This is a genomic window from Bradyrhizobium sp. 1(2017) (assembly GCF_011602485.2).
Lineage (GTDB): Bacteria > Pseudomonadota > Alphaproteobacteria > Rhizobiales > Xanthobacteraceae > Bradyrhizobium.
In genome coordinates this window covers 4,642,371-4,664,342 of sequence record NZ_CP050022.2, presented here as the reverse complement: position 1 = coordinate 4,664,342, position 21,972 = coordinate 4,642,371, and the positions used below count along the sequence as shown (strand labels likewise).

Sequence of the window (21,972 nt, the reverse complement as noted above, 5' to 3'; positions counted from 1 at the left end):
CTCGGCTCCGAATCAAGGGGCGATCCAGAGACGATGTATGCGGCAGACATGGTTAATGACTGTTAACGGGGCGGTCGTTAAAACGGCGCCGCTGTCATTCCGGGGCGGTCCGACAGGACCGAACCCGGAACCCAGAGATGATCAGGCAAGGTCGGGATTCTCTGGTGCGCAAATTGCGCACCAGAGTTCGCGCTACGCGCGCCCTGGAATGACTCAGAGGCTTACGCGCCCAGCGCCTGCTCCAGGTCCGCGATCAGGTCTTCCTTGTCCTCGATGCCGATCGAGAGCCGCACCACGTCGGGGCCGGCGCCGGACTTGACCTTGGCGGCATCGTCGAGCTGGCTGTGCGTGGTCGAGGCCGGGTGGATCACCAGCGAGCGGGTATCGCCGACATTGGCCAGATGCGAGAACAGCTGCAGTTTCGACACCAGGCTGACGCCGGCGTCATAGCCGCCCTTCAGGCTGAAGGTGAACACGGCGCCTGCGCCCTTCGGTGCATATTTGCGTGCGAGCTGATTGTACTTGTCGCTCGGAAGGCCGGCATAGCTGACCGAGGCCACCGCCGGATGTCCCGCGAGGAATTCGGCGACTGCCTTGGCGTTTTCGCAGTGCTTCTGCATGCGCAGCGGCAATGTCTCGATGCCGGTCAGGATCATGAAGGCGTTGAACGGCGACAGCGCCGGCCCGAGGTCGCGCAAGCCCAGCACGCGGCAGGCGATTGCGAAGGCGAAATTGCCAAAGGTCTCCTGGAGGCGGATGCCGTGATATTCGGGCCGCGGCTCCGAGAGCATCGGATATTTGCCGCCTGCGGACCAGTCGAAGGTGCCGGCGTCGACGATGATGCCGCCGAGGGAATTGCCGTGACCGCCCAGGAATTTCGTCAGCGAGTGCACGACGATGTCGGCGCCGTGGTCGATCGGGCGGATCAGATAGGGCGAGGCCAGCGTGTTGTCGACGATCAGCGGCACGCCCGCCTTGCGCGCCACCGTCGAGATCGCCTCGATGTCGGTGATGCTGCCGGCGGGATTGGCGATGGACTCGATGAAGATTGCCTTGGTGCGCGGCGTCACCGCGCGCTCGAAGCTCGCGATGTCATCGGGATCGGCCCACACCACGTTCCAGCCGAAGCTCTTGAAAGCGTGCGTGAACTGGTTGATCGAGCCGCCATAGAGCTTTCGCGCCGCGATGAACTCGTCGCCGGGCTGGAGCAATTGCTGCAGGATCACGACCTGGGCGGCGTGGCCCGAGGCCACCGCAAGCGCCGCGGTGCCGCCTTCGAGCGCGGCGACGCGCTCTTCCAGCACTGCGTTGGTCGGATTGCCGATGCGGGTATAGATGTTGCCGAACGCCTGGAGGCCGAACAGAGATGCGGCGTGGTCGGCGTCGTTGAAGACGAAAGAGGTGGTTTGATAAATCGGCGTTGCGCGCGCACCGGTGGTGGGGTCGGGCTGTGCACCGGCATGCACGGCGAGCGTGGAAAATCCCGGAAGGCGATCGCTCATTGAGGCGTCCTGTTCTCTTGGTCTGAAATCGCGCGGCATGCTGATCGGCGTGGTGCCCGCCGTCAAGCCGCCGCTTCACATCGAAACGATCGTGCTACGCATTGTCGCGATGACGAAATGAATCCTTCGCGATCGCGTCAGCCTTGCTCGGTCTTGTTTTTGGCGGCGCGATCGGAGGCGGCCGTGTCGCCGCCGCCGACGCTCATCCGATTGAGGGATAGACGCATGCCCTGCGTCGGCGCAGGAGCCCGCTTGGAGCTGAGCGTGCGCGAATTCACGCCCATCCAGGAGATCTCGGACGACAGGCGGCCGTATTCGATCTTGGGACAGCGGTTCATCACCACCTTGATGCCGACCGATTCGGCTTTCGCGGCCGCCACATCGTCACGCCCGCCAAGCTGCATCCAGATCACCTTCGGCAGCGGGTCGAGCGTCAGCGCCTCCTCGACCACGGGCATGATGTGACTGGAATTGCGGAAGATGTCGATCATGTCGATGGGACGGCCGATGTCGGAGAGCGAGGCGACGAAAGGCTTTCCCAGCAGCTCCTTGCCGACATGGCCGGGATTGACCGGGATCATGTCGTAGCCGCGCTGCGCCAGATATTTGAACGCGAAATAGCTCGGCCGCACATTGACCGGCGAGGCGCCGACCATCGCGATCGACTTCACGCTGTTGAGGATGCCGCGGATGTAATTGTCGGGATAGGCGTCGTGGTTCATTTGTCGTTCTTTTTCCTTGTTATTGCGAGGAGCGAAGCGACCAAGCGATCCAGTCCGTTTCCGCGAAGGGATTCGTGGATTGCTTCACGAGCCCGTCGGGCCGCGCTTCGCGCGGACCCATTGGCTCGCAATGACGAATTTCACTCATCCCGCCATGTCGGCGTGCGCTTCTCGATGAAGGCGCCGATGCCTTCTTCGGCGTCGCGAGCCATCATGTTCTCGGTCATCACCTCTGTCGCATAGCGATAGGCGTCTGCAAGGCTCATCTCGGCCTGGCGGTAGAACGCCTCCTTGCCGAGCTTGACGGTGTAGGCGGATTTCAGCGCGACCTTTTCCGCCAGCGCAATTGCGGCGGCGCGCTCGGTCCCGGCGGGGACGACGCGATTGATGAGCCCGATCTCGCGGGCGCGGGCGGCCGGGATCGGCTCGCCCGTGAGCAGCATTTCCATGGCCTGCTTGCGCGGCACGTTGCGCGACAGCGCCACCATCGGGGTCGAGCAGAACAGGCCGATGTCGACGCCGGGCGTGGCGAAGCTCGCCGCCTCCGAGGCGATCGCCAGATCGCAGCTTGCCACGAGCTGGCAGCCCGCTGCGGTCGCAATGCCTTGCACGGATGCGACCACGGGCTTGGGCAGGTGCACGATCGCCTGCATCATCGCGCTGCAGGCATTCATCATCCCTGCGAAGAACGCGCGGCCGCGATCGGGGTCGGCGCGGCGCGCGGTCAGCTCCTTCATGTCGTGGCCGGCCGAGAAGGCGGGACCGTTGGCCGCGATCACGACGCCGCGGACCGCCTTGTCGTCGCGGATCGCGTCGAGTTCGGCATGCAGGCTTGCGATCATCGCCTCCGAGAGGCTGTTGCGCGCGGCCGGGCGGTTGAGGGTCAGGATCGCAATCGGGCCTGCGGTCTCGCGCAGCAGGATCGGCGGTTGCGGGGAGGGGGCGCGGGCGGCCTGGGCGGACATTGGAAGCGTTTCCGTCTGGATCATTGCATTTGGATGACGCAGATAACTTAATGTAACAGAGGACGTGAAGCGAGGGTGAGGCGGAGCATGGCGTTAGCGAAAATGAGCGTGGCGGAGCTCGAGCAGTTTCTCCGTCACGAGTTTCCCCAGGCCTTCAGCGGCGATGACATCACGATCGAAAGCGCCGACGGCCAGACCTGCCTCCTGCGGCAGCGCTATAGCGAAAGGATGCTGCGGCCGGGCGGAACCGTGTCCGGCCCGACGCTGATGGCGCTCGCCGATTTCGCGATGTACGTGGTCCTGTTGTCGGCGATCGGGCCGATCGGGCTCGCGGTCACCACAAATCTCAACATCAATTTCCTGCGCAAGGGCCAGCCCGGGCAGGACGTGCTGGCGGAAGCCCGGCTGCTCAAGCTCGGCAAGCGCCTGGCGGTCGGGGAGGTGAAGCTGCTGTCCGGAAGCTCGCCCGATCCGATCGCGCATGTCACCTCGACCTATTCCATTCCAAATGTTTGATGTTTTTGCGGGTATCTTGATACCATATTTTTAAGTGCATGATATTACGGGAATATTTTCCATCTGCGGGCATTGACCGTTGCGCCTCTCTTCTCTAGAACCCGCGCAGTCCGGTGCGGTGTTCGCGCCGATGTCTCCCTCACGGAAATTCTGACATGAAAACCTTTTCGGCAAAGCCGGCCGAGGTGACGAAGAAGTGGGTGCTGATCGACGCCAAGGGTCTGGTCGTCGGCCGTCTCGCCACCATCGTTGCCATGCGGCTGCGCGGCAAGCACCTCCCGACCTACACCCCGCACGTCGATTGCGGCGACAACATCATCATCATCAACGCGCAGCATGCGGTCCTCACCGGTCGCAAGCGCGAGCAGAAGACCTACTACAAGCACACCGGCTATGTCGGCCACGTCAAGGAGCGCACCGCGCGCCAGATCCTCGAGGGCAAGCATCCCGAGCGCGTGCTCGAGAAGGCCGTCGAGCGTATGATCCCGCGCGGTCCGCTCGGTCGCGTGCAGATGGGTAACCTCCGTGTCTATGGCGGCGCCGATCACCCGCACGAGGCGCAGCAGCCCGAGAAGATCGACATCGCCAAGTTGAACCGCAAGAACACGAGGGCCGCATAACATGGCCGAATCCATCCAGTCGCTCGACCAGCTCTCGCAGCTCAAGACGGCGGCCGCGCCCGACGCGCCCAAGCATGAGAAGAAGGTCGACAAGTTCAACCGCGCTTACGCCACCGGCAAGCGTAAGGACGCCGTCGCCCGCGTGTGGATCAAGCCGGGCGCCGGCAAGGTCACGGTCAACTCGCGTGAGGTCGAGGTCTATTTCGCGCGTCCCGTGCTGCGCATGATGATCGAGCAGCCGTTCTCGGTGGCCGCGCGTTCGGGCCAGTACGACGTGATCTGCACCGTCGCCGGCGGCGGTCTGTCCGGCCAGGCCGGCGCCGTCCGTCACGGCATCTCCAAGGCGCTCACTTACTTCGAGCCGGAGCTGCGCTCCGTGCTGAAGAAGGGCGGCTTCCTCACCCGCGACTCGCGCGTGGTCGAGCGCAAGAAGTACGGCAAGGCCAAGGCCCGCCGGTCCTTCCAGTTCTCGAAGCGTTAATCGCTTCGGTCACATTCGCCGCGAAAGCGGCTTCAATGAGATGCAAAAGGGCGCTGTTTTCAGCGCCCTTTTTGTTGTTCGTTTGTACGCAAATTGATGGCGTGTTTCCCGAAAACTTGGCCACCCGCAACAACCTGAATGGAACCCGCGGGACATAGCGTCGCCTTTGGAAGGGCGCGCAAATCGGCGGGGCCGATCGCGTAACTGCTATGTTCTAAAGGGGGCCGACATGATGTCGCTCGATAGCATCACGCTCTATTTGGTTGCCACCATGGTCGCCGCATTGCTCGGCGCCATGATGGTGTTTTTCGGCAGGCAGGAGGACAGTCCTGCGCTGAAATGGTGGGGCACCGCCTATCTCCTCGGTGCCGCCTCCGTCGCGCTATGGACTGCGGCCGGCGACAAGCTCGGACCGCATCTTTATCTGGCGTTAAATGCCGTCGGCTTCGTCGCCTGCGGCATGGTGTGGAATGCGGCGCGCGTCTTCCACGGCCGCAAGCCGAACTGGCCGGGTCTCGTGCTCGGCGCGCTCGCCTGGGTCGCCGCCGTCACGCTGCTCGATCCCGCGGCATCCATGCTGCGGATGATCGTCGGCGCCGGCATCGTCTCGGTCTATGCGGCGCTGACCGCCAGCGAGCTCTGGACCGAACGGCGCAAGAGCCTGCAACGACGCTGGCCGGCCTTGGTGATGCCGGTGATGCACGGCTGCGTGCTGATGCTGCCGATCGTGCTCGGCAGCTTCCTGCGCCCGCACGATGCCGGCTTCTCGTCAAGCATCTGGGTCACGGTGTTCGCAGTCGAGCTCATCCTCTATGCCGTCGGCACCGTGTTCGTGATCTTCATGTTGGTGTCCGAGCGCACGGTGACCGCGCACCGCACGGCGGCATCGACCGATCCCCTGACCGGCATGCTCAACCGGCGCGGTTTCTCCGAAGCCTGCTCGCGCGTGATCGAGCGCGAGGCAAAGGCCGGCCGGCCCGTGACCGTGATGATCTTCGACATCGACCACTTCAAGTCGATCAACGACCGGTTCGGTCATCCCGCCGGCGACGAGATGCTGAAGCTGTTCTCCACGGTCGTCGTCAACAATCTGCGCATCACCGATCTGTCGGGCCGCATCGGCGGCGAGGAATTTGCCGCGCTGCTGCCGTGTTCGCTGGAGGAGGGCGTGCTGGTCGCCGAGCGCGTGCGCGAGGCGTTCGAGACATCCGGCGTCGTGGTCGACGAGGGCCCGGTCGACACCACCGTGAGCATCGGCGTCGCCGGCGGTCCGGCCGGCACCGAGCTCGAGGTGCTCCTGGCTTCGGCCGACACCGCGCTCTACCAGGCCAAGCGCGGCGGCCGCAACCGCGTCGAGGCGGCGGAAGAGCTGCCGCTGTCGCTGGAGAACTGGCGCCGTCAGAGCGCTGCCCGTCCCGGTGCGCCGCAGGTGCGTCCCGCCACGGCGTGAAGCAAGGCGGCGTTGCGGTAATCTTGTGTTTACCATTCGATCCCTACCTTCACGGTCATGGAATCGATCCCTCGACCGGACCCGCAAGCCGCCCTGATGTCACTCGAAGCCGCTGCGGCCTCGACCCGCGGCGGTTTCGCCTGCCTGTTCTCGACCGCGGACGAATACGAGACGGCGCTGATCACGCAACGCCGCGCCCAGGGTCGCTACACGCAGGGCCGCAGCTATTGGCCGTTCGTGATGTTCGTCGGTTGCGCGTTGATCGTGGCGGGCACCGCCCTGCTGCTCGCCTGAGTGATCTGCGTTTTTCGGCCAGCCCGGCGCCGTTTCGGCGCCTTCTTCTTTTGCGCCGGCTGCGGTAGATACGCCCACCCAACAAAAACGGGTGGAAACCGATGATCACCGAGATCGCGCAAATCGACGTCAAGCCGGGCAGCGAGAAGGACTTCGAGGCCGCCGTCACCAAGGCCAAGGCTGCCTTCGGCCGCGCCAAGGGCTTTCATGGCTTCGAGCTGCACAAGTCGATCGAGAAGCCGCAGCGCTACCGGCTGATGGTGAAGTGGGCGACGCTGGAAAACCACACGGTCGATTTCCGCGGTTCCGAGAACTTCACCGAATGGCGCGGCCTCGTCGGCCAGTATTTTGCCGCGCCTCCGGAGGTCGAGCACACCGAGACCGTGCTGACGACCTGAGCCGGCTCACGCCGCTTCCGCGAGGGCCGGGGCTTCATACGTCTTGAAGTGGTCGATGACGACCTTGGCGATGGCGACCAGTGGCAGCGCCAGCGCAAGGCCCCAGATGCCGAACACGACCCCGAGCAGGATCTGGAACGCGAACAGTGTGGCTGGCGGGATGTCCAGTGCCTGGCGCTGGAGGATCGGCGTCAGCACGTAGCTCTCCATGGCGTGGACGCCCATGAAGAGGAGAAAGGCCGACAGCGCCGCGATCCAGCCCGAAGCAAGGCTCGCCAGCACCACGATGACGCCGGCAATGATGGCGCCGACGGTCGGGATGAAGGCGAGCAGGCCTGCCTGGATCCCCAGGATGAACGCGCCGGGGATGCCGATGACGGCGAGGCCGATCCAGGTCACGGCGCCCACCGCGAGCATGACCGTGATCTGCGCGATCAGCCAGCGCTCCAGCGTTTCGCTGATGCGATCGATGATGAGCCTGACGCGGGTGCGATGTCTGGCCGGCGCGAGGAACAACAGGCCGTCATGGTAGACGCCCGGCTGGGCGGCGAAGGCGAGACCCAGGAACAGCACGATGAAGATGTTGCCGACGCCGTGGATGGTGCCGAGCAGCAGCTTGAAGGTCTGGCTCACGATGGCACCGCCGCTGGAGGCGAGGGCGCCCGCGCTGGGCAATGGACTGTGCGAGGCCGCTGGCGGTGAGGGCGTCGGGTTCGCCGGCGCATCGATCGATGCTTCGGGCGCAGCATTGCCGAGATCGAAGAAGCTGGTGTCGACGCCGTGGCTGTCGAGGAAACTGCGGACGTTGGTGATCTGCGACTTGATGGTCTTGCTCAGCAGCGAAGCCTGCTCGGCGATGGTGGCACCGCCGAGATAGGCGACGCCCGCGAGCACCAGGGCGAGGGCGGTGCAGACGATCGCGAGCCGGACCGGATGCGGTAGGGGCACGCGGCGGCCGAGTGCGCCAGTCAGCGCGTTGAGGCCGACGCCCAGCAGCATGCCGGTGAAGATCAGCAGCAGGGTCGCGGCAAAATACAAGGTGAACAGCAGCATTGCCGTGAACAGCACGACCCCGATGCCCCCGACCGCGATCGCCCAGGCCTGATCGTGCGCGAGCTCGGAGCGGGGCCGTTCATCTCTGGAAATGGTCACGTCGGATCCCGTCCTTTGGCGGCTGCAATCGGGGCACTCTTTCGACAAACGCGCCTCCGATCAAGAGCGGCAATGCGCCGGTTTGACGCTGCCGCGCGAACGGTGCACAGCGGGAAGAAAGAAGAGGTGGGGACGCTTGGGTTTCATCAGCAAATGGGCCGGTCTGCTCGGGCTTCTGGCCTTGCTCGTCGGCGGCGACCAGATCCGGATCAACCGGCCGGACCACAAATATCGCCTGACGGTCGAGGTCACGACGCCCGACGGGATCAAGACCGGGTCGGGCATTCTCGCCGTCGTGCCCGATCGCAACTATAACCGCAGCGGCCGCACCACGATGCGCGGAGAGGCTGTGCTCGTCGACCTCGGCCGGGGCAAGAACCTCGTCGCATTGCTGGCGCATCGGCAGGACGCCAAGCTCGACCTCGACGACATCAACTACGTGGCGCTCCGGGCCTATGGCGCCGCCCGCGGCAGCCGCGTGTCGTTCAAGGACATTAGCCGGCAGACCGGCATTGTCCCGGTGCAGGGCGAGCTGATCCCCGTGCTCGTGAGCTTTGGCGATCTCAAGGACCCCAAGAGCGCGCGCCTGGTCGCCAGCGACCATGCGGGAGCTGTCCTGGGCGACGGCTACGCCATTGCCGGCCTCAGCGCCGAGGTGGTGCCCAACGGGTTCTGGCCGATCGATTTCGGTGGCGCGCTCGGGGAGCCCGTGACGCGCGGACTTGAGGCCAGGCTGCCCTGGCTGGCCTCGCCGGGCGAGGCGCCGGCAATCGCGCTGAAGGCCGCCGGCCTGCCCGTGGTGGCCGGGTTGGAAGCCCGGGAGGCATTTGCGCGAAAATAGCATTGCCGTCCCGCGCTCCCTTCTGTTGAATTTGTTCCACCCCAAGGGCATGTTTGGAGAATCTTCTCACCGCAGGAGGCGCGGAACGACAGATGAGAAAGCCGGTCGTCGGCGTGATCGGGAATGCCCATCGCGTCGAAAATCGATTTCAGGTCCAGATGGTCGGCGAGCGAAATCTGCGCGCCGTGGCCGAGGTCTCCGGCGGCTTGCCGGTGATGTTCGCGGGCTCGCCTGACATCACCGATATCGGGGCGCTGCTCGACACCGTCGACGGCGTCATCCTCACCGGCGCCCGGGCCAACGTGCATCCGACCCGTTTCAACGTCGATCCTTGCGAGAAGCACGAGCCCTACGACATCCACCGCGACGAGGTCGCGCTGGCGCTCTCAATGGCGTGCGTCGCCCGCGGCATCCCGCTGTTCGGCATCTGCCGTGGCCTTCAGGAGATGAACGTCGCCTTCGGCGGCTCGCTGCATCCCGAGATCCGCGAAATCCCCGGCCGCATGAACCACCGCATGCCCCGGCTCGAGAACGGCGAGATCCACCCCGATCCGACCGTGGTGTTCGCCGACCGCCACGACGTCGACCTGACGCCGGGCGGCGCGTTCGCGCAGCTGCTTGGCTGCGAGAAGATCAGGGTCAATTCGTTGCATGGCCAGGGCATCTTGGAGCCCGGCAAGCGCGTGCTGATCGAAGGCATCGCCGAGGACGGCACCATCGAGGCGATCCGCATCGCGGAAGCCCCGACCTTCGCGCTCGGCGTGCAATGGCACGCCGAATACGATCCGCAGCGCAATCCCATCAACCGCAAGCTGTTCGAGGCCTTCGGCGAGGCGCTGGTCGCGCGGCAGAAGGCGGCGGCGTAGGCGGTCGGGCGCGCGGAGGAGGGCGTCGGGCACGCTCACGTCGTCATTGCGAGCGCAGCGAAGCAATCCAGAGTCTTTCCGCGGCGAGGTTCTAGATTGCTTCGCTGCGCTCGCAATGACGAATCTGGGTGCCTGCATCGCTCTTTCAATTGCCTTTCCAGATCGCAGACGCGCGTTCGCGCTCCCGCACGCGTTTTGCCCGAGCCTTTCTTCGTTCACGCGCCAGGCATTCGGGCGAATAAACCAATCAGTAGGAATTGGTCCGAGCCGATTCTTGCGGCTCTGATTTGTTCTTTGAGAACGAAATGGAGTCAGATGCAGAACGAAGCTGTCGAGGCGCAGGGTGTATGCCGCGAATGCGGTTGAATCGCAGACCCGCCCGGTCGGTCGTCCCGCGCCAGCCTCAGACGGCTCGCTCCGTCCGCCGCGTGCGGTAAGCCTGCGGTGACATCAAGGTCAGTCTGCGAAACGCCTTGCGGAAGCTGCTCTCGTCCTCATGCCCGGCCGCGCGCGATGGTCTTGATCGGCTGGGCGGCGGGCAGCGCAAGAGCTCTGCCCACGCTGTCGGCGCCATTTCCATTGCGTTGCACAATCGCAACGTTGATCTCCACACGCTGCATTGAGGTTCACGAGCCGCGCACCATATGCTCTGCAAGGGAGCCCGTGCCGTGCAGACCATGAAGGCGGCCCTTGTTGCGGCGATTGGCGTCGTGGCTTTGATCTGCTGTCTCCTTCCCGGCTCAGCGGAGGAGAGGAGCCGTCTTGCACTGATCGTTTCGATCGACGGGGCCGTCGGTCCTGCGTCGGCCAGCTACGTGAAGGAGGCTTTGGCCAAGGCGAGCGAACGGCGTGCCGAGGTCGTGGTTCTCAGAATGAACACGCCGGGCGGTCTCAATTCCAGCATGCGCGAGATTATTGCGGATGTGCTCGCCTCGTCCATCCCTGTCGTCGGTTACGTTGCTCCTTCCGGCGCCCACGCGGCGAGCGCGGGGACCTATATCCTTTATGCGACCCACATCGCGGCGATGGCGCCAGGCACCAATATTGGTGCCGCGACGCCGGTGCAGATTGGCGGGCCGCTGCCGGGGCTGCCGAGCGGGACACCGGACAAGAACGGCAAGGACAAGAACGATCAGCCGAAGGATGCGATGACGGCAAAGGCGACCAACGATGCGGTTGCTTTCATCCGCAGCCTTGCGGAGCTGCGCAGCCGCAATGCGGATTGGGCGGAGAAGGCGGTCCGTGAGGCTGCCACACTCTCTGCCAGCGGCGCGCTACAGGCTCATGCCATCGATCTTGTCGCGCGCGATCAGGCTGAATTGCTGAGGCAGCTCGATGGCCGCATGGTGGAGGTTGCAGACGGCAAGACGCAACGACTGGCGACAAAGGATGCTGTTGTCGAAGCCATCGAGCCCGGATGGATATCCCGCTTCCTGGCGGTCATCACTGATCCGAACGTCGCGTTCATTCTCCTGATGATCGGCATCTATGGCCTGATCTTCGAGTTCATGTCTCCGGGTGCCGTCGCCCCCGGCGTCGTCGGCGCGATCTGCCTCCTGATCGGCCTCTATGCACTCAATTTGCTGCCGATCAATTATGCCGGCCTCGCCTTGATGTTGATGGGACTCGTGCTTCTCACCGTCGAAGCATTCAACCCAACCGTGGTGATCGGTCTGGGAGGGATCATCGCTTTCGTGCTGGGAGCACTGATGCTTTTCAGGAGCGAGGCGCCCGGTTATCACCTCTCGTGGTGGGTGATCGGCATCACAGCGGCGGCGTTCGCCGGCTTTGCTCTCTTCGTGCTTGGTTCGCTGCGGCGCGTCGGCAAGGCTCCTGCGCTGGTCGGCGCGCAGGCCATGCAAGGCTTGCCCGCCGAGATTCTCGACTGGAATGGGAACGAAGGTCATGTCTTCACCCATGGTGAGCGCTGGCAGGCGCGCGGCGCTGAAACCTTCAAGCCCGGAGAGACGGTCGAAGTCGCTGACGTCATCGACCTGACGCTGCTGATACGGCGCGCACCGGCCCGAACGGGCGAGGGAGGTATATCATGATGCTGGAATATATGACGTATGCGGCGCTTGCGCTGCTTGTCATCATCTTTCTATCCCAGGCTATTCGAATCCTGCGTGAATACGAGCGGGGCGTCATCTTTACGCTTGGCCGGTTCACAGGCGTGAAGGGCCCGGGCTTCATCCTCATCGTTCCGATCGTGCAGCAACTCGTCAAGGTCGATCTGCGGGTGATGGTGCAGGTTGTCCCGCCGCAGGACGTGATTTCGCGGGACAACGTCTCGGTCAAGGTCAATGCCGTCCTCTACTTCCGCATCGTCGATCCCGAGCGCGCCATCATTAAGGTCGGCGACTACATGGCCGCGACCAGCCAGCTCGCCCAGACCACGTTGCGCTCGGTGCTCGGCAAGCACGAGCTCGACGAGATGCTTGCAGAACGCGACAGGTTGAACGCGGACATCCAGGAGATCCTCGACAAGCAGACTGACGTCTGGGGCATCAAGGTCACCGGCATAGAGATCAAGGACGTCGATATCAACGAAACCATGGTTCGCGCGATCGCCAAACAGGCCGAGGCGGAACGCTTGCGGCGGGCCAAGGTGATCAATGCGATGGGCGAGCAGCAGGCCGCCGAAAAGCTCGTCGAGGCCGGCCGGATTCTCGCGCAGGAGCCTCAGGCCATGCAGCTTCGTTATTTTGCGGCTCTGCACGACATCGCGGGCGAACGGTCGTCGACCGTCGTGTTTCCGCTGCCGACGGGCTTGCTCGACCATTTCATGCCGCGGCGTGACAACCCGTAGCCACAAGCGGCAGCATGACCCATCTTCGGCCTCAATGGGCGTATCGAATGTCGATCCCTACCTAAACGGGAGGACAATTCGATGACGAGGCCTACCGCCAGTGCAGCCGGTCGCCGCCAAAGCTGGATTTCAATGCTCTCCATTCCCCTGTTCGCCCTTGCACTTTGGACTTGCGGGGACATAGCCGTGCAGGCCGCAGAGCCGGGCAAGGACCCCGCCAATCTGCCCCGCATCCTCGTGCTGGCGACGGGAGGCACCATTGCGGGCCAGGCCGATCCGCGCGCGGCGGGTGCGTACAAGTCCGGCCAGATTACGGGCGAGCAGCTGATGCAGTCGGTGCCCGGCCTCGACAAGCTCGCCAAGCTGAACGCCGAGCAGATCTCGTCGATCGGGTCCCAGGACATGAACGACAAGGTCTGGTTCGCGCTGGCCCGCCGCATCCAGGATGCCTTCGACAAGAACGAAGCCGATGGCGTCGTCATCACCCACGGCACCGATACGCTCGAGGAGACCGCGTTCTTCCTCGACAATGTGGTGCGCGGCGACAGACCGGTGGTGATCGTCGGCTCGATGCGCCCGGCCACCGCCGTGAGCGCGGACGGCCCCGGCAATCTCTACGAGGCGGTGCAGGTGGCCGCCGATCCGCGCTCGCGCGGACGTGGCGTGATGGCCGTGCTGAACGACAAGATCCAGGGCGCTCGCTCGGTCACCAAGACCAACACCACGAGCATCGAGACCTTCAGCTCACCCAATGACGGGCCGATCGGCTATGTCGACACCGCCGGCGGCATTCGCTTCATGACCCAGGCCGCCGGCCTCAAGCGCGCGACCTACAGGCTGCCGGCCGGCGAGCAATTGCCGCGCGTCGCGATCGTCTACTCGCACGCCAACATGGATGCGGTCCCGATCGAGGACGCCATCTCCCACGGCGCCAAGGGCATCGTGCTGGCCGGGGTCGGCGACGGCAACACCTCGAAGCCGGCCCTCGATGCGCTCGAAGCGGCGGCCAAGAAGGGCATCATCGTCGTCCGCTCCACGCGGGTTCGGTCCGGCTTTGTCACAAGGAACGTCGAGGTCGACGACGACAAGAACGGGTTCGTCGTGTCCGAGGACCTCAATCCGCAGAAGGCGCGCGTGCTCACCCAATTGCTGATCGCGAGCGGCGTGAGCGCCCCGGCCGAGCTGCAGAAGGCGTTCACGGCGACGTGGTAGGGGGCATCGCTCAACCCATCCTGCAACTGCCGCGACGCCCAAACGAAAAGGCGCCTCCTTTCGGAAGCGCCTTTTGCTTGTCGCGTAAAGTCCGGGTCGCTTAGTTCGAATAGTACATCTCGAACTCGACCGGGTGCGGGGTCATCTCGAAGCGGGCGACTTCGGTCATCTTCAGCTCGATATAGGCGTCGATGAAGTCGTCGTCGAACACGCCGCCGGCCTTGAGGAAGGCGCGGTCCTTGTCGAGGTTTTCCAGCGCCTCGCGGAGCGAGCCGCAGACGGTCGGGATCTGCTTCAGCTCTTCCTTCGGCAGATCGTAGAGGTCCTTGTCCATCGCCGGACCCGGATCGATCTTGTTCTTGATGCCGTCGAGGCCGGCCATCAGCATCGCGGCGAAGCCGAGATAGGGGTTGGCCATCGGATCGGGGAAGCGCACCTCGACACGCTTGGCCTTCGGCGAAGCAGTGTACGGGATGCGGCAGGAGGCCGAGCGGTTGCGCGCGGAATAGGCGAGCAGCACGGGGGCCTCATAGCCCGGGACCAGGCGCTTGTAGGAGTTGGTCGACGGGTTGGTGAAGGCGTTGATCGCCTTGGCGTGCTTGATGATGCCGCCGATGTAGTGGAGGCAGGTCTCCGACAGGTCGGCATATTTGTTGCCGGCGAACACTGGCTTGCCGTCCTTCCAGATCGACTGGTGCACGTGCATGCCCGAGCCGTTGTCGCCGTAGATCGGCTTCGGCATGAAGGTGGCGGTCTTGCCGTAGATGTGCGCGACCTGGTGGATGCAGTACTTGTAGATCTGCATGTGGTCGGCCATCAGCGTCAGCGTGTCGAACTTCATGCCGAGCTCGTGCTGGGCGGACGCGACCTCGTGGTGATGCTTCTCGACCTTGACGCCCATCTTGGCCATGGCGCCCAGCATTTCCGAGCGCATGTCCTGCACCGAATCCTGCGGCGGGACGGGGAAGTAGCCGCCCTTGGTGCGGATGCGGTGGCCGAGATTGCCGCCTTCATATTCGGTATCGGAGTTGGTCGGCAGCTCCGAGGAGTCGAGCCGGAAACCGGTCTTGTAGGGCTCTGCCGAATAGCGCACGTCGTCGAACACGAAGAATTCGGCTTCGGGGCCGACGAACACGCTGTCGCCCACGCCCATCGACTTCACCATGGCTTCCGCCTTCTTGGCGATGCCGCGGGGGTCGCGGTTGTAGGGCTCGCCGGTGGTGGGCTCGAGCACGTCGCAGGTGATGACCATCGTGGTCTCGGCGAAGAACGGATCGATCGTCGCGGTCACCGGATCGGGCATCAGGCACATGTCGGACTCGTTGATCGCCTTCCAGCCGGCGATCGAGGAACCGTCGAACATCGTCCCTTCGGCGAAAATGTCCTCATCGATCATGCTGACGTCGAACGTGACGTGCTGCCACTTGCCGCGCGGATCGGTGAAGCGCAGGTCGACGTATTTGACGTCGTTGTCCTTGATCGATTTCAGGACGTCTTTGGCGGTCTTCATGCATACCCCTTTTGGCTCTGCGGGTCGGTTTCCTGGTGAGCAGATTCGTTCTCGCTTTCGGCGAGTTTGCGCAACCGCACAAACGAAATCAGGCCGCCGAAGCAGCCTTTTTCTTTCAGAGTGTCGCAAAATGCGGGATAGCACCCGGCTCAGATAGCGTCCAGCCCGGATTCACCGGTTCGGATGCGGATCGCCTCTTCGACGTTGGACACGAAGATCTTGCCGTCGCCGATGCGTCCGGTCTGCGCGGCGCGGCGGATCGCGTCGATGGCGCGCTCGACCAGATCGTCGCCGATCACGATCTCGATCTTCACCTTGGGCAGGAAGTCGACGATGTATTCTGCGCCACGGTAGAGTTCGGCGTGACCCTTCTGCCGGCCGAACCCCTTGGCTTCAGTGACGGTGATGCCCTGAAGGCCGACTTCCTGAAGCGCTTCCTTCACCTCGTCGAGCTTGAATGGCTTGATGATGGCTTCGATTTTCTTCACTGCGCGCCTCCCGGCCTTTCGATCAAATAGCAACGTGTTCGTCAGGATGCGCTTTTGTCACGCACGATCTTGTCTTCGGTATGCCGGAATGCCTGACCAACCCGGCGGAAGCCGGCCACACCCCGTGAGATGCCACTGAGCACGACGAACCGAAGCGGCTTCCTCGAAAGCAGGGTCTATGCCAAGTTGCAAATGCCCTGATTATTGGAGCGTTATCAGCCTTTTAACGAGCATCTCTGTTAGGTGGCGCCGACCGGCCCAAAATACCGAAGACTACGAAATAGGCAAACGGTTCAATATGTGTGCAGATCGATGTTCCCAGGGATGGGCCGGCACGGATCGTGCCTCTTGAACGGGCGTTTGGACAGGGAAGTGGCATGGAAGTTCTGACCACCGCTGAAATGCAGCGCGCCGATCAGCTTAGTATCGCGGCAGGCACGCCCGGCTTCAAGCTGATGCTCAGCGCCGGCCAGGCCGTCGCCGAGGCCGCCAATGCGCTGGCGGAGGAGGGGCCGATCCTGATCGTGGCCGGCCCCGGCAACAATGGCGGCGACGGTTTCGTCGCGGCCGCCGAGCTCGTCGCCCAGGGCCGCGAAGTTTCGGTGATCCTGATGTGCGAGCGCGACCAGCTGCAGGGCGATGCGGCCTCCGCTGCGCGCGGCTGGAAGCAGCCGGTGCTTCCGTTCAATCCGCAGGCGATCGGGAAGCCTGCGCTGATCGTCGACGCGCTGTTCGGCGCAGGGCTGAGCCGTCCTGTTGACGGCGAGGCACGCGCGATGATCGAGGCAATCAACGCCAACGGCGCCTTGGTGCTCGCCGTCGACCTGCCGAGCGGAATCAACGGCACCAGCGCCGCCGTGATGGGCGTGGCGGTGAACGCCGCCGAGACCGTCACTTTCTTCCGCAAGAAGCCGGCGCATCTGCTGCTGCCCGGCCGCATGCATTGCGGCCGCGTCCGCGTCGCCGACATCGGCATCGATGCAAACGTGCTGGACGAGATCGCCCCGCAGATCTTCGAGAACGATCCGGACTACTGGGGTGCCGCCTTTCCGGTGCCGCGCATCGACGGCCACAAATTCGCGCGCGGCCATGTGCTGGCCGTCTCCGGTGATGCAGCCGCGACCGGCGCCGCACGGCTCGCCGCGCGCGGGGCGTTGCGGGCCGGCGCGGGCCTGGTGACGCTCGCGAGCCCGCGCGATGCGCTCGCGATCAATGCGGGCGCGCTGACCGCGGTCATGGTCCGCCCCGTCGACACCGCGGTCGAGTTCGGCGAGCTGCTTGGTGACAGGCGCTACAACACCTGCGTCATCGGTCCGGGCGCGGGCATCGGCGAGCGGACCTGCGACCTCGTCCACACCGCGCTGACCGCGCAGCGGCGCCTGGTGCTGGATGCGGATGCGCTGACGAGCTTTGCCGCCAGGCCCGAGCGGCTGTTCGAATCGATCAAATCCTCGCAGGACAATGCGGTGGTGCTGACCCCGCACGAGGGCGAGTTTCCGCGCCTGTTCTCCGACCTCAGCAACAAGAATCCGCACCGCTCGAAGCTCGAGCGCGTGCGCGCCGCTGCCGAACGTTCTGGCGCCGTCGTGCTGCTGAAGGGACCGGACACGACGATCGCCGCCCCCGACGGCCGCGCCACCATCGCCGCCAACGCCCCGCCCTGGCTCGCCACCGCCGGCGCCGGCGACGTGCTGTCCGGCGTCATCGCTGGCCTCCTGGCGCAGGGCGTGCCCGCGTTCGAAGCCGCCAGCATCGGCGTCTGGATGCACGGGGAAGCGGCGAGCGAAGCCGGGCCGGGCCTGATCGCGGAAGACCTGACCGAGACGCTGCCGGCCGTGCACCGGCGGATCTATGACGCGCTCGGGGTGGAGTACTGAGCTGCCCAGGCAGGATGGGTTTCGCTTCGCTCGACCCATCCTGCGAAACCTCACTCCACCGCGTACCAGCGCACCAGCCGCGGCGCGGCCCAGTCGGTCACGACGGATTCGAGCAGCCATCGCCCGGGGGCGGTCGCCGCGAATGCGATGCGCTGGGTCTGGCCGGGCTCGATCGCGAGCGTGTCGAGCCAGTAGGGCTTCCAGCCATCGTCGAGCTTGTCGAGCAGGCGGAAATGGTGGCCGTGCAGGTGGAATATAGTCGTGACCGGGGCGGGGTTCTTCAGGGCCAGCACGACGGTGCGGCCGGCCTTGACGCGGAAAGCGGGGGCGGATGCCGTGGAGAAGCTTGCCGGCCGTATCCAGCCACCATCGGGCGCGCCGAGCGCGACATCGGATCGCAGGGCGCCTTTGAGATCAAGCTTCTCGGGCAGGTCGTTGGCGGGAAACGGTTGCGGCGAGGTCATCGGTGCGCGCCGCTCCACCCTGTCTGCCAGCGTGAGGCGGCCGACCTGGTGGGCCTCCTTGCCGTCATGCAGCAGCAACGGGGCCGATGTGGCTGCATCCACAATGGCATCGGCCCGTGCGCCGGGGGCCAGCACCAGCGCGCCGTTGCGCGCCGGAAACGGCTCGGCCGGCTGTCCGTCCAGCGCCATCACGCGCACCTCGTGACCTTCCAATTTGATCGCCAGAACAGACCGTTGCGAGCCGTTGATAAAGCGCAGCCGCAGCCGTTCATTGGCTGCAGCTGAGAGTTCGAATGAAGTCCGCCCGTTGATCGTATAGAGTGCTGTCGTGTCCGTTGGGTCCCGGCCCGGCGGCACTGCAGTGCCGTCCGTCCGCAGGCGCCATTCCTCGATCAACAGGATCTCGTCTCGATCGGCGGCGACGCCGCCCGCCTCCTCGACGATGACCGGAAGGGGCCGGGCGGGCTGCTTCAGGCCGTCCTCGAAGAGCCGGAAGTCGGCCAGCAGGGTTCCTGCATTAAGCATTGAAAGAATTGACGTTTCAGTCGCATCCGGCGCGGTCGGCGCGCGCCCGCGTAGCGGATCGGATGCGGCAGGGCCGTTCAGGCCGTACCAGACTGGGGCAATCGGCACAGGCAGATCGTTCCGGAAGACCACCTCGCAGCGGTTGCCGCGCTTGAGCCGGACGCTCCCCAAATGGCTTGCGGCGGCGAGCTCCCAGATCGGTGTGGCCGGCAGGCCCGGGCGCAGAGCCAGCGTGGCTGACCTCGCCTGCAGGGCGAGCTGGGCGGTCACGGACGGGCTGGCGCCGCCGGCGATCAGCCCGGTCGCGCAGGCGCCGAATCCGGTCGCTAGCCCGGCCAAAACCTCACGCCTGCTCGGCTCGAAAATCCGCGTTGTCATGGCCCGATCCGGACCACGCCGCGCTGGATAAGTCCAGCCATCGTGCCTACTTGAAGCTTGCCTCCAACCGGCCATTTTTTTGCTGCGAACAGTCAGGCACATGCTATAAGCCCGGCCGCCCGCGGCATCGCGGCCGGTCTTGATGCAAATTAAGCGGGCGTGGCGGAACTGGTAGACGCGCTGGATTTAGGTTCCAGTGACGAAAGTTGTGGGGGTTCGAGTCCCTCCGCCCGCACCAAGCGCTTATCGCGTTTGCACGGATTACGAGGCCTGTTTCCTCGCGGATGTTTGGCCGCTGGGAGCCGGTCCGATGAACCACCGGCGTTGAGGCGTTTGCCTCGCGTCGGATCGATTAATGACAGCGTCCCGACGCATGCGCGCCGGGACCGAGCGAAAAGAAGATTGGACGCCATGCAGGTCACAGAAACCCTCTCGGAAGGTTTGAAGCACGAGTTCAAGATCAGCGTTCCGGCGTCTGATCTCGACGCCAAGGCCGGCGCCAAGCTCGTCGACCTCAAGGACAAGGTCCGCATCAACGGCTTTCGTCCCGGCAAGGTGCCCGTCGCGCACTTGAAGAAGGTCTATGGCCGTTCGGTGATGGCCGAGACCATCGACCAGACCATCCGCGACACCAACACGCAGCTGTTCTCCGAGCGCGGCTTCCGCCTCGCGACCGAACCGAAGATCACCATGCCGAGCGAGCAGGCCGAGGTCGAGGAGCTGCTGAGCGGCAAGACCGATCTGACCTACACGGTCGCGATCGAGGTCGTGCCTTCGATTGCGCTCGCCGACTTCAAGACCTTCCAGGTCGAGAAGCCCGTCGCCGAGGTCACCGACGCAGACGTCGACGAGGCGATCAAGCGCATCGCCGATTCCAACCGCAGCTTTGCCGACAAGGGCGAGGGCGCCAAGGCCGCCTCGGGCGATCGCGTCACCATCAATTTCAAGGGCAGCATCAACGGCGAAGTCTTCGAGGGCGGCACCGGCGAGGGCATCCAGGTCGCCATCGGCTCCAACACCTTCATCCCCGGCTTCGAGGAGCAGCTCATCGGCATCGGCGCCAATGAGACGCGCACGCTGAAAGTGTCTTTCCCGCAGAACTATATGAACGAGAAGCTCGCCGGCCAGCCCGCCGAGTTCGAGACCACGGCGACGCTGATCGAGGCGCCGCAGGAACTCGCGATCGACGACGAGTTCGCCAAGACGCTTGGCCTCGAATCGCTCGACAAGCTGAAGGAAGCCGCACGCGAGCGGCTGACTGCCGAGTTCGCGACCGCGACGCGCCAGCGCGTCAAGCGCGCGCTGCTCGACCGCCTCGACGAGGCGCATCGCTTCGAGGCACCGCCCTCGCTCGTCGACGAGGAGTTCAATCTGATGTGGAACTCGGTCAAGGCCGAGATGAGCTCGGCCGGCAAGACCTTCGCCGACGAGAACACCACCGAAGACGCCGCCAAGGAAGAATATCGCAAGATCGCCGACCGCCGCGTGCGGCTCGGACTCGTGCTCTCCGAGATCGGCGAGAAGAACAAGATCAGCGTGACCGACGACGAGGTCGGCCGCGCCGTGATCGAGCGGGCGCGCCAGATGCCCGGCCGCGAGAAAGAAGTCTGGGACTATTATCGCAACAACGCCCAGGCGCTGGCCCAGCTTCGTGCACCGATCTATGAGGACAAGGTCGTCGACTACATCCTCGAGCTCGCCAACGTCACCGAGACGAAGGTGTCGCGCGAGGACCTCTACAAGGACGACGACGCGGAAAAGACCGCTGCCTGAAGGCTTTGAGCAATTCTGCCAAGAATGCCTTCTGTTAAGGATGATCAGCGAAGGGGTTCAGCTAGCCAGATGGCCGGCTGGGCCTCTTTGCACGAATCAGCTTCAACTGAACGGCGGATTAAGCCTTAATGCGCTCCGCACTTGTCAGGCGCGAATTGGGCTATATCTGTCGGTACGCCCTCTACCACTACCAAGTTCCTGCATCACAGGACGTCCATCCGCCCTTCCGGCAAATCCAGCCACGCTGGCAGCCAGGCCCGGCGATGTCCGTCTCCGAAAACCCTAGGTGACTCATGCGCGATCCGGTTGAAACCTACATGAACCTCGTGCCCATGGTGGTCGAGCAGACCAACCGTGGCGAGCGCGCCTACGATATCTTCTCGCGCCTCCTGAAGGAGCGCATCATCTTCGTGACCGGTCCGGTCGAGGACGGCATGTCGACGCTGATCGTCGCGCAGCTGTTGTTCCTTGAGGCGGAAAATCCGAAGAAGGAAATCTCGATGTACATCAATTCGCCGGGCGGCGTGGTGACGTCGGGCCTTGCGATCTACGACACGATGCAGTTCATCCGCCCGCCGGTGCACACGCTGTGCACGGGGCAGGCCGCCTCGATGGGCTCGCTGCTGCTCGCAGCCGGCGAGAAGGACAACCGTTTCTCGCTGCCGAATTCTCGCATCATGGTGCATCAGCCCTCCGGCGGCTTCCAGGGCCAGGCCACCGACATCATGCTGCACGCCCAGGAAATCCTGAACCTGAAGAAGCGCCTCAACGAGATCTATGTGAAGCACACCGGCCAGACCTACAAGGCGATCGAGGATGCGCTGGAGCGCGACAAGTTCCTGACGGCCAACGACGCCAAGGAGTTCGGCCTGATCGACAAGGTGCTCGACAAGCGCGCCGAGGAGCCGGCGCTGACGAAGGTCCCGTAGCACTACTGGGGCCTGATGGACGATCCTCTGGCAACTTCCGGGGGCTTCGCCGGGAACAGGGCGGCGTTCACGTTAAGTGCGCCTGTGCGCGTTACACAACTTGGTTTTTCGCGCCGCGACAGGCGGAAAGTTCCGCTTTCGTGCTAGTTTTTCGTGGCAATCCAGCAACGTCGGGGTGATTTCGGTCACTTCGCCCGTGC

21 protein-coding genes and 1 tRNA gene are annotated in these 21,972 nt (G+C 64.4%); 15 read left to right on the top strand and 7 right to left on the bottom strand.

Annotated elements, in window-relative coordinates; genetic code table 11:
- Nucleotides 1-221: 221 nt before the first annotated feature.
- From HAP40_RS22100 to HAP40_RS22090, 3 genes are all read right to left on the bottom strand, one after another.
- The gene (locus HAP40_RS22100) at nucleotides 222-1,502 is read right to left on the bottom strand and encodes an O-acetylhomoserine aminocarboxypropyltransferase (protein ID WP_166815726.1); all 1,281 of its coding nucleotides are present in this window, start codon (nucleotides 1,500-1,502) and stop codon (nucleotides 222-224) included.
- Between the two features lie 137 nt (nucleotides 1,503-1,639).
- Nucleotides 1,640-2,224, bottom strand: coding sequence for a CoA-binding protein (locus HAP40_RS22095; protein WP_166815727.1), 585 nt, complete (start codon nucleotides 2,222-2,224; stop codon nucleotides 1,640-1,642).
- 140 nt (nucleotides 2,225-2,364) lie between these two features.
- The gene (locus HAP40_RS22090; RefSeq protein ID WP_166815728.1) at nucleotides 2,365-3,189 is read right to left on the bottom strand and encodes an enoyl-CoA hydratase; all 825 of its coding nucleotides are present in this window, start codon (nucleotides 3,187-3,189) and stop codon (nucleotides 2,365-2,367) included.
- Between the two features lie 87 nt (nucleotides 3,190-3,276).
- Here HAP40_RS22090 and HAP40_RS22085 point away from each other — a divergent pair, with 87 nt between their 5' ends.
- The 6 genes from HAP40_RS22085 to HAP40_RS22060 all read left to right on the top strand — a co-directional run bounded on the left by HAP40_RS22085 (nucleotide 3,277) and on the right by HAP40_RS22060 (nucleotide 6,948).
- Nucleotides 3,277-3,705 carry a PaaI family thioesterase gene (locus HAP40_RS22085; RefSeq protein WP_145630112.1) on the top strand — a complete coding sequence of 143 codons (429 nt, stop codon included), beginning with the start codon at nucleotides 3,277-3,279 and terminating at the stop codon, nucleotides 3,703-3,705.
- 155 nt (nucleotides 3,706-3,860) lie between these two features.
- A complete protein-coding gene (rplM, locus tag HAP40_RS22080; RefSeq protein ID WP_166815729.1) occupies nucleotides 3,861-4,325 on the top strand; it encodes a 50S ribosomal protein L13 in 465 nt (154 codons plus the stop codon).
- 1 nt (nucleotide 4,326) lies between these two features.
- Complete coding sequence (rpsI, locus tag HAP40_RS22075) at nucleotides 4,327-4,806, top strand: 30S ribosomal protein S9 (protein WP_008547917.1); 480 nt, start codon at nucleotides 4,327-4,329, stop codon at nucleotides 4,804-4,806.
- 229 nt (nucleotides 4,807-5,035) lie between these two features.
- Nucleotides 5,036-6,256 carry a GGDEF domain-containing protein gene (locus HAP40_RS22070; RefSeq protein WP_166815730.1) on the top strand — a complete coding sequence of 407 codons (1,221 nt, stop codon included), beginning with the start codon at nucleotides 5,036-5,038 and terminating at the stop codon, nucleotides 6,254-6,256.
- A 57-nt stretch (nucleotides 6,257-6,313) separates the two neighbouring features.
- Nucleotides 6,314-6,550 (top strand): hypothetical protein, encoded by a 237-nt coding sequence (locus HAP40_RS22065; protein ID WP_166815731.1) that lies wholly within the window; start codon nucleotides 6,314-6,316, stop codon nucleotides 6,548-6,550.
- 101 nt (nucleotides 6,551-6,651) lie between these two features.
- Nucleotides 6,652-6,948 carry an antibiotic biosynthesis monooxygenase family protein gene (locus HAP40_RS22060; RefSeq protein WP_166815732.1) on the top strand — a complete coding sequence of 99 codons (297 nt, stop codon included), beginning with the start codon at nucleotides 6,652-6,654 and terminating at the stop codon, nucleotides 6,946-6,948.
- Between the two features lie 6 nt (nucleotides 6,949-6,954).
- Here the strand turns inward: HAP40_RS22060 and HAP40_RS22055 are convergent, their stop codons facing one another.
- Complete coding sequence (locus HAP40_RS22055; protein ID WP_166815733.1) at nucleotides 6,955-8,100, bottom strand: AI-2E family transporter; 1,146 nt, start codon at nucleotides 8,098-8,100, stop codon at nucleotides 6,955-6,957.
- A gap of 136 nt (nucleotides 8,101-8,236) precedes the next feature.
- Here HAP40_RS22055 and HAP40_RS22050 point away from each other — a divergent pair, with 136 nt between their 5' ends.
- The 5 genes from HAP40_RS22050 to HAP40_RS22030 all read left to right on the top strand — a co-directional run bounded on the left by HAP40_RS22050 (nucleotide 8,237) and on the right by HAP40_RS22030 (nucleotide 13,828).
- Nucleotides 8,237-8,941, top strand: coding sequence for a hypothetical protein (locus HAP40_RS22050; protein ID WP_166815734.1), 705 nt, complete (start codon nucleotides 8,237-8,239; stop codon nucleotides 8,939-8,941).
- 92 nt (nucleotides 8,942-9,033) lie between these two features.
- Nucleotides 9,034-9,807: a gamma-glutamyl-gamma-aminobutyrate hydrolase family protein gene (locus HAP40_RS22045; RefSeq protein WP_166815735.1), complete on the top strand. Its 774-nt coding sequence runs from the start codon at nucleotides 9,034-9,036 to the stop codon at nucleotides 9,805-9,807.
- A 668-nt stretch (nucleotides 9,808-10,475) separates the two neighbouring features.
- Nucleotides 10,476-11,858, top strand: a complete 1,383-nt coding sequence (locus HAP40_RS22040) for an NfeD family protein (RefSeq protein WP_166815736.1) — start codon at nucleotides 10,476-10,478, stop codon at nucleotides 11,856-11,858.
- Nucleotides 11,855-12,616, top strand: coding sequence for a slipin family protein (locus HAP40_RS22035; protein ID WP_166815737.1), 762 nt, complete (start codon nucleotides 11,855-11,857; stop codon nucleotides 12,614-12,616). Before HAP40_RS22040 ends, HAP40_RS22035 begins: the two co-directional genes overlap by 4 nt.
- A gap of 186 nt (nucleotides 12,617-12,802) precedes the next feature.
- Nucleotides 12,803-13,828: an asparaginase gene (locus HAP40_RS22030; RefSeq protein WP_246741339.1), complete on the top strand. Its 1,026-nt coding sequence runs from the start codon at nucleotides 12,803-12,805 to the stop codon at nucleotides 13,826-13,828.
- A gap of 100 nt (nucleotides 13,829-13,928) precedes the next feature.
- Here the strand turns inward: HAP40_RS22030 and glnA are convergent, their stop codons facing one another.
- Together glnA and HAP40_RS22020 are read right to left on the bottom strand one after the other, a co-directional pair.
- Nucleotides 13,929-15,338 carry a type I glutamate--ammonia ligase gene (gene glnA, locus HAP40_RS22025; RefSeq protein ID WP_166815739.1) on the bottom strand — a complete coding sequence of 470 codons (1,410 nt, stop codon included), beginning with the start codon at nucleotides 15,336-15,338 and terminating at the stop codon, nucleotides 13,929-13,931.
- A 149-nt stretch (nucleotides 15,339-15,487) separates the two neighbouring features.
- Nucleotides 15,488-15,826: a P-II family nitrogen regulator gene (locus HAP40_RS22020; protein ID WP_008547883.1), complete on the bottom strand. Its 339-nt coding sequence runs from the start codon at nucleotides 15,824-15,826 to the stop codon at nucleotides 15,488-15,490.
- Nucleotides 15,827-16,203: 377 nt separating this feature from the next.
- Here HAP40_RS22020 and HAP40_RS22015 point away from each other — a divergent pair, with 377 nt between their 5' ends.
- Complete coding sequence (locus HAP40_RS22015; protein WP_166815740.1) at nucleotides 16,204-17,703, top strand: NAD(P)H-hydrate dehydratase; 1,500 nt, start codon at nucleotides 16,204-16,206, stop codon at nucleotides 17,701-17,703.
- A gap of 50 nt (nucleotides 17,704-17,753) precedes the next feature.
- On the opposite strand, the gene HAP40_RS22010 is transcribed toward HAP40_RS22015, so the two are convergent.
- Nucleotides 17,754-19,070, bottom strand: coding sequence for a multicopper oxidase family protein (locus HAP40_RS22010; protein WP_166815741.1), 1,317 nt, complete (start codon nucleotides 19,068-19,070; stop codon nucleotides 17,754-17,756).
- A 153-nt stretch (nucleotides 19,071-19,223) separates the two neighbouring features.
- Here HAP40_RS22010 and HAP40_RS22005 point away from each other — a divergent pair.
- The 3 genes from HAP40_RS22005 to HAP40_RS21995 all read left to right on the top strand — a co-directional run bounded on the left by HAP40_RS22005 (nucleotide 19,224) and on the right by HAP40_RS21995 (nucleotide 21,772).
- A tRNA-Leu gene (locus HAP40_RS22005) sits at nucleotides 19,224-19,308 on the top strand.
- A gap of 173 nt (nucleotides 19,309-19,481) precedes the next feature.
- Nucleotides 19,482-20,843, top strand: coding sequence for a trigger factor (tig, locus tag HAP40_RS22000; protein WP_166815742.1), 1,362 nt, complete (start codon nucleotides 19,482-19,484; stop codon nucleotides 20,841-20,843).
- A gap of 293 nt (nucleotides 20,844-21,136) precedes the next feature.
- Nucleotides 21,137-21,772 (top strand): ATP-dependent Clp protease proteolytic subunit, encoded by a 636-nt coding sequence (locus HAP40_RS21995; RefSeq protein WP_166815743.1) that lies wholly within the window; start codon nucleotides 21,137-21,139, stop codon nucleotides 21,770-21,772.
- Nucleotides 21,773-21,972 lie beyond the last annotated feature (200 nt).

Excerpts from the sequence above, each read along its gene's own strand:
- tig (WP_166815742.1), top strand. The coding sequence starts at position 19,482 with ATGCAGGTCACAGAAACCCTCTCGGAAGGTTTGAAGCACGAGTTCAAG.
- HAP40_RS22045 (WP_166815735.1), top strand. The coding sequence starts at position 9,034 with ATGAGAAAGCCGGTCGTCGGCGTGATCGGGAATGCCCATCGCGTCGAA.
- HAP40_RS22090 (WP_166815728.1), bottom strand. The coding sequence starts at position 3,189 with ATGTCCGCCCAGGCCGCCCGCGCCCCCTCCCCGCAACCGCCGATCCTG.
- HAP40_RS22035 (WP_166815737.1), top strand. The coding sequence starts at position 11,855 with ATGATGCTGGAATATATGACGTATGCGGCGCTTGCGCTGCTTGTCATC.
- HAP40_RS22070 (WP_166815730.1), top strand. The coding sequence starts at position 5,036 with ATGATGTCGCTCGATAGCATCACGCTCTATTTGGTTGCCACCATGGTC.
- rplM (WP_166815729.1), top strand. The coding sequence starts at position 3,861 with ATGAAAACCTTTTCGGCAAAGCCGGCCGAGGTGACGAAGAAGTGGGTG.
- rpsI (WP_008547917.1), top strand. The coding sequence starts at position 4,327 with ATGGCCGAATCCATCCAGTCGCTCGACCAGCTCTCGCAGCTCAAGACG.
- glnA (WP_166815739.1), bottom strand. The coding sequence starts at position 15,338 with ATGAAGACCGCCAAAGACGTCCTGAAATCGATCAAGGACAACGACGTC.
- HAP40_RS22085 (WP_145630112.1), top strand. The coding sequence starts at position 3,277 with ATGGCGTTAGCGAAAATGAGCGTGGCGGAGCTCGAGCAGTTTCTCCGT.
- HAP40_RS22010 (WP_166815741.1), bottom strand. The coding sequence starts at position 19,070 with ATGACAACGCGGATTTTCGAGCCGAGCAGGCGTGAGGTTTTGGCCGGG.
- HAP40_RS22065 (WP_166815731.1), top strand. The coding sequence starts at position 6,314 with ATGGAATCGATCCCTCGACCGGACCCGCAAGCCGCCCTGATGTCACTC.
- HAP40_RS21995 (WP_166815743.1), top strand. The coding sequence starts at position 21,137 with ATGCGCGATCCGGTTGAAACCTACATGAACCTCGTGCCCATGGTGGTC.
- HAP40_RS22015 (WP_166815740.1), top strand. The coding sequence starts at position 16,204 with ATGGAAGTTCTGACCACCGCTGAAATGCAGCGCGCCGATCAGCTTAGT.
- HAP40_RS22100 (WP_166815726.1), bottom strand. The coding sequence starts at position 1,502 with ATGAGCGATCGCCTTCCGGGATTTTCCACGCTCGCCGTGCATGCCGGT.
- HAP40_RS22095 (WP_166815727.1), bottom strand. The coding sequence starts at position 2,224 with ATGAACCACGACGCCTATCCCGACAATTACATCCGCGGCATCCTCAAC.
- HAP40_RS22060 (WP_166815732.1), top strand. The coding sequence starts at position 6,652 with ATGATCACCGAGATCGCGCAAATCGACGTCAAGCCGGGCAGCGAGAAG.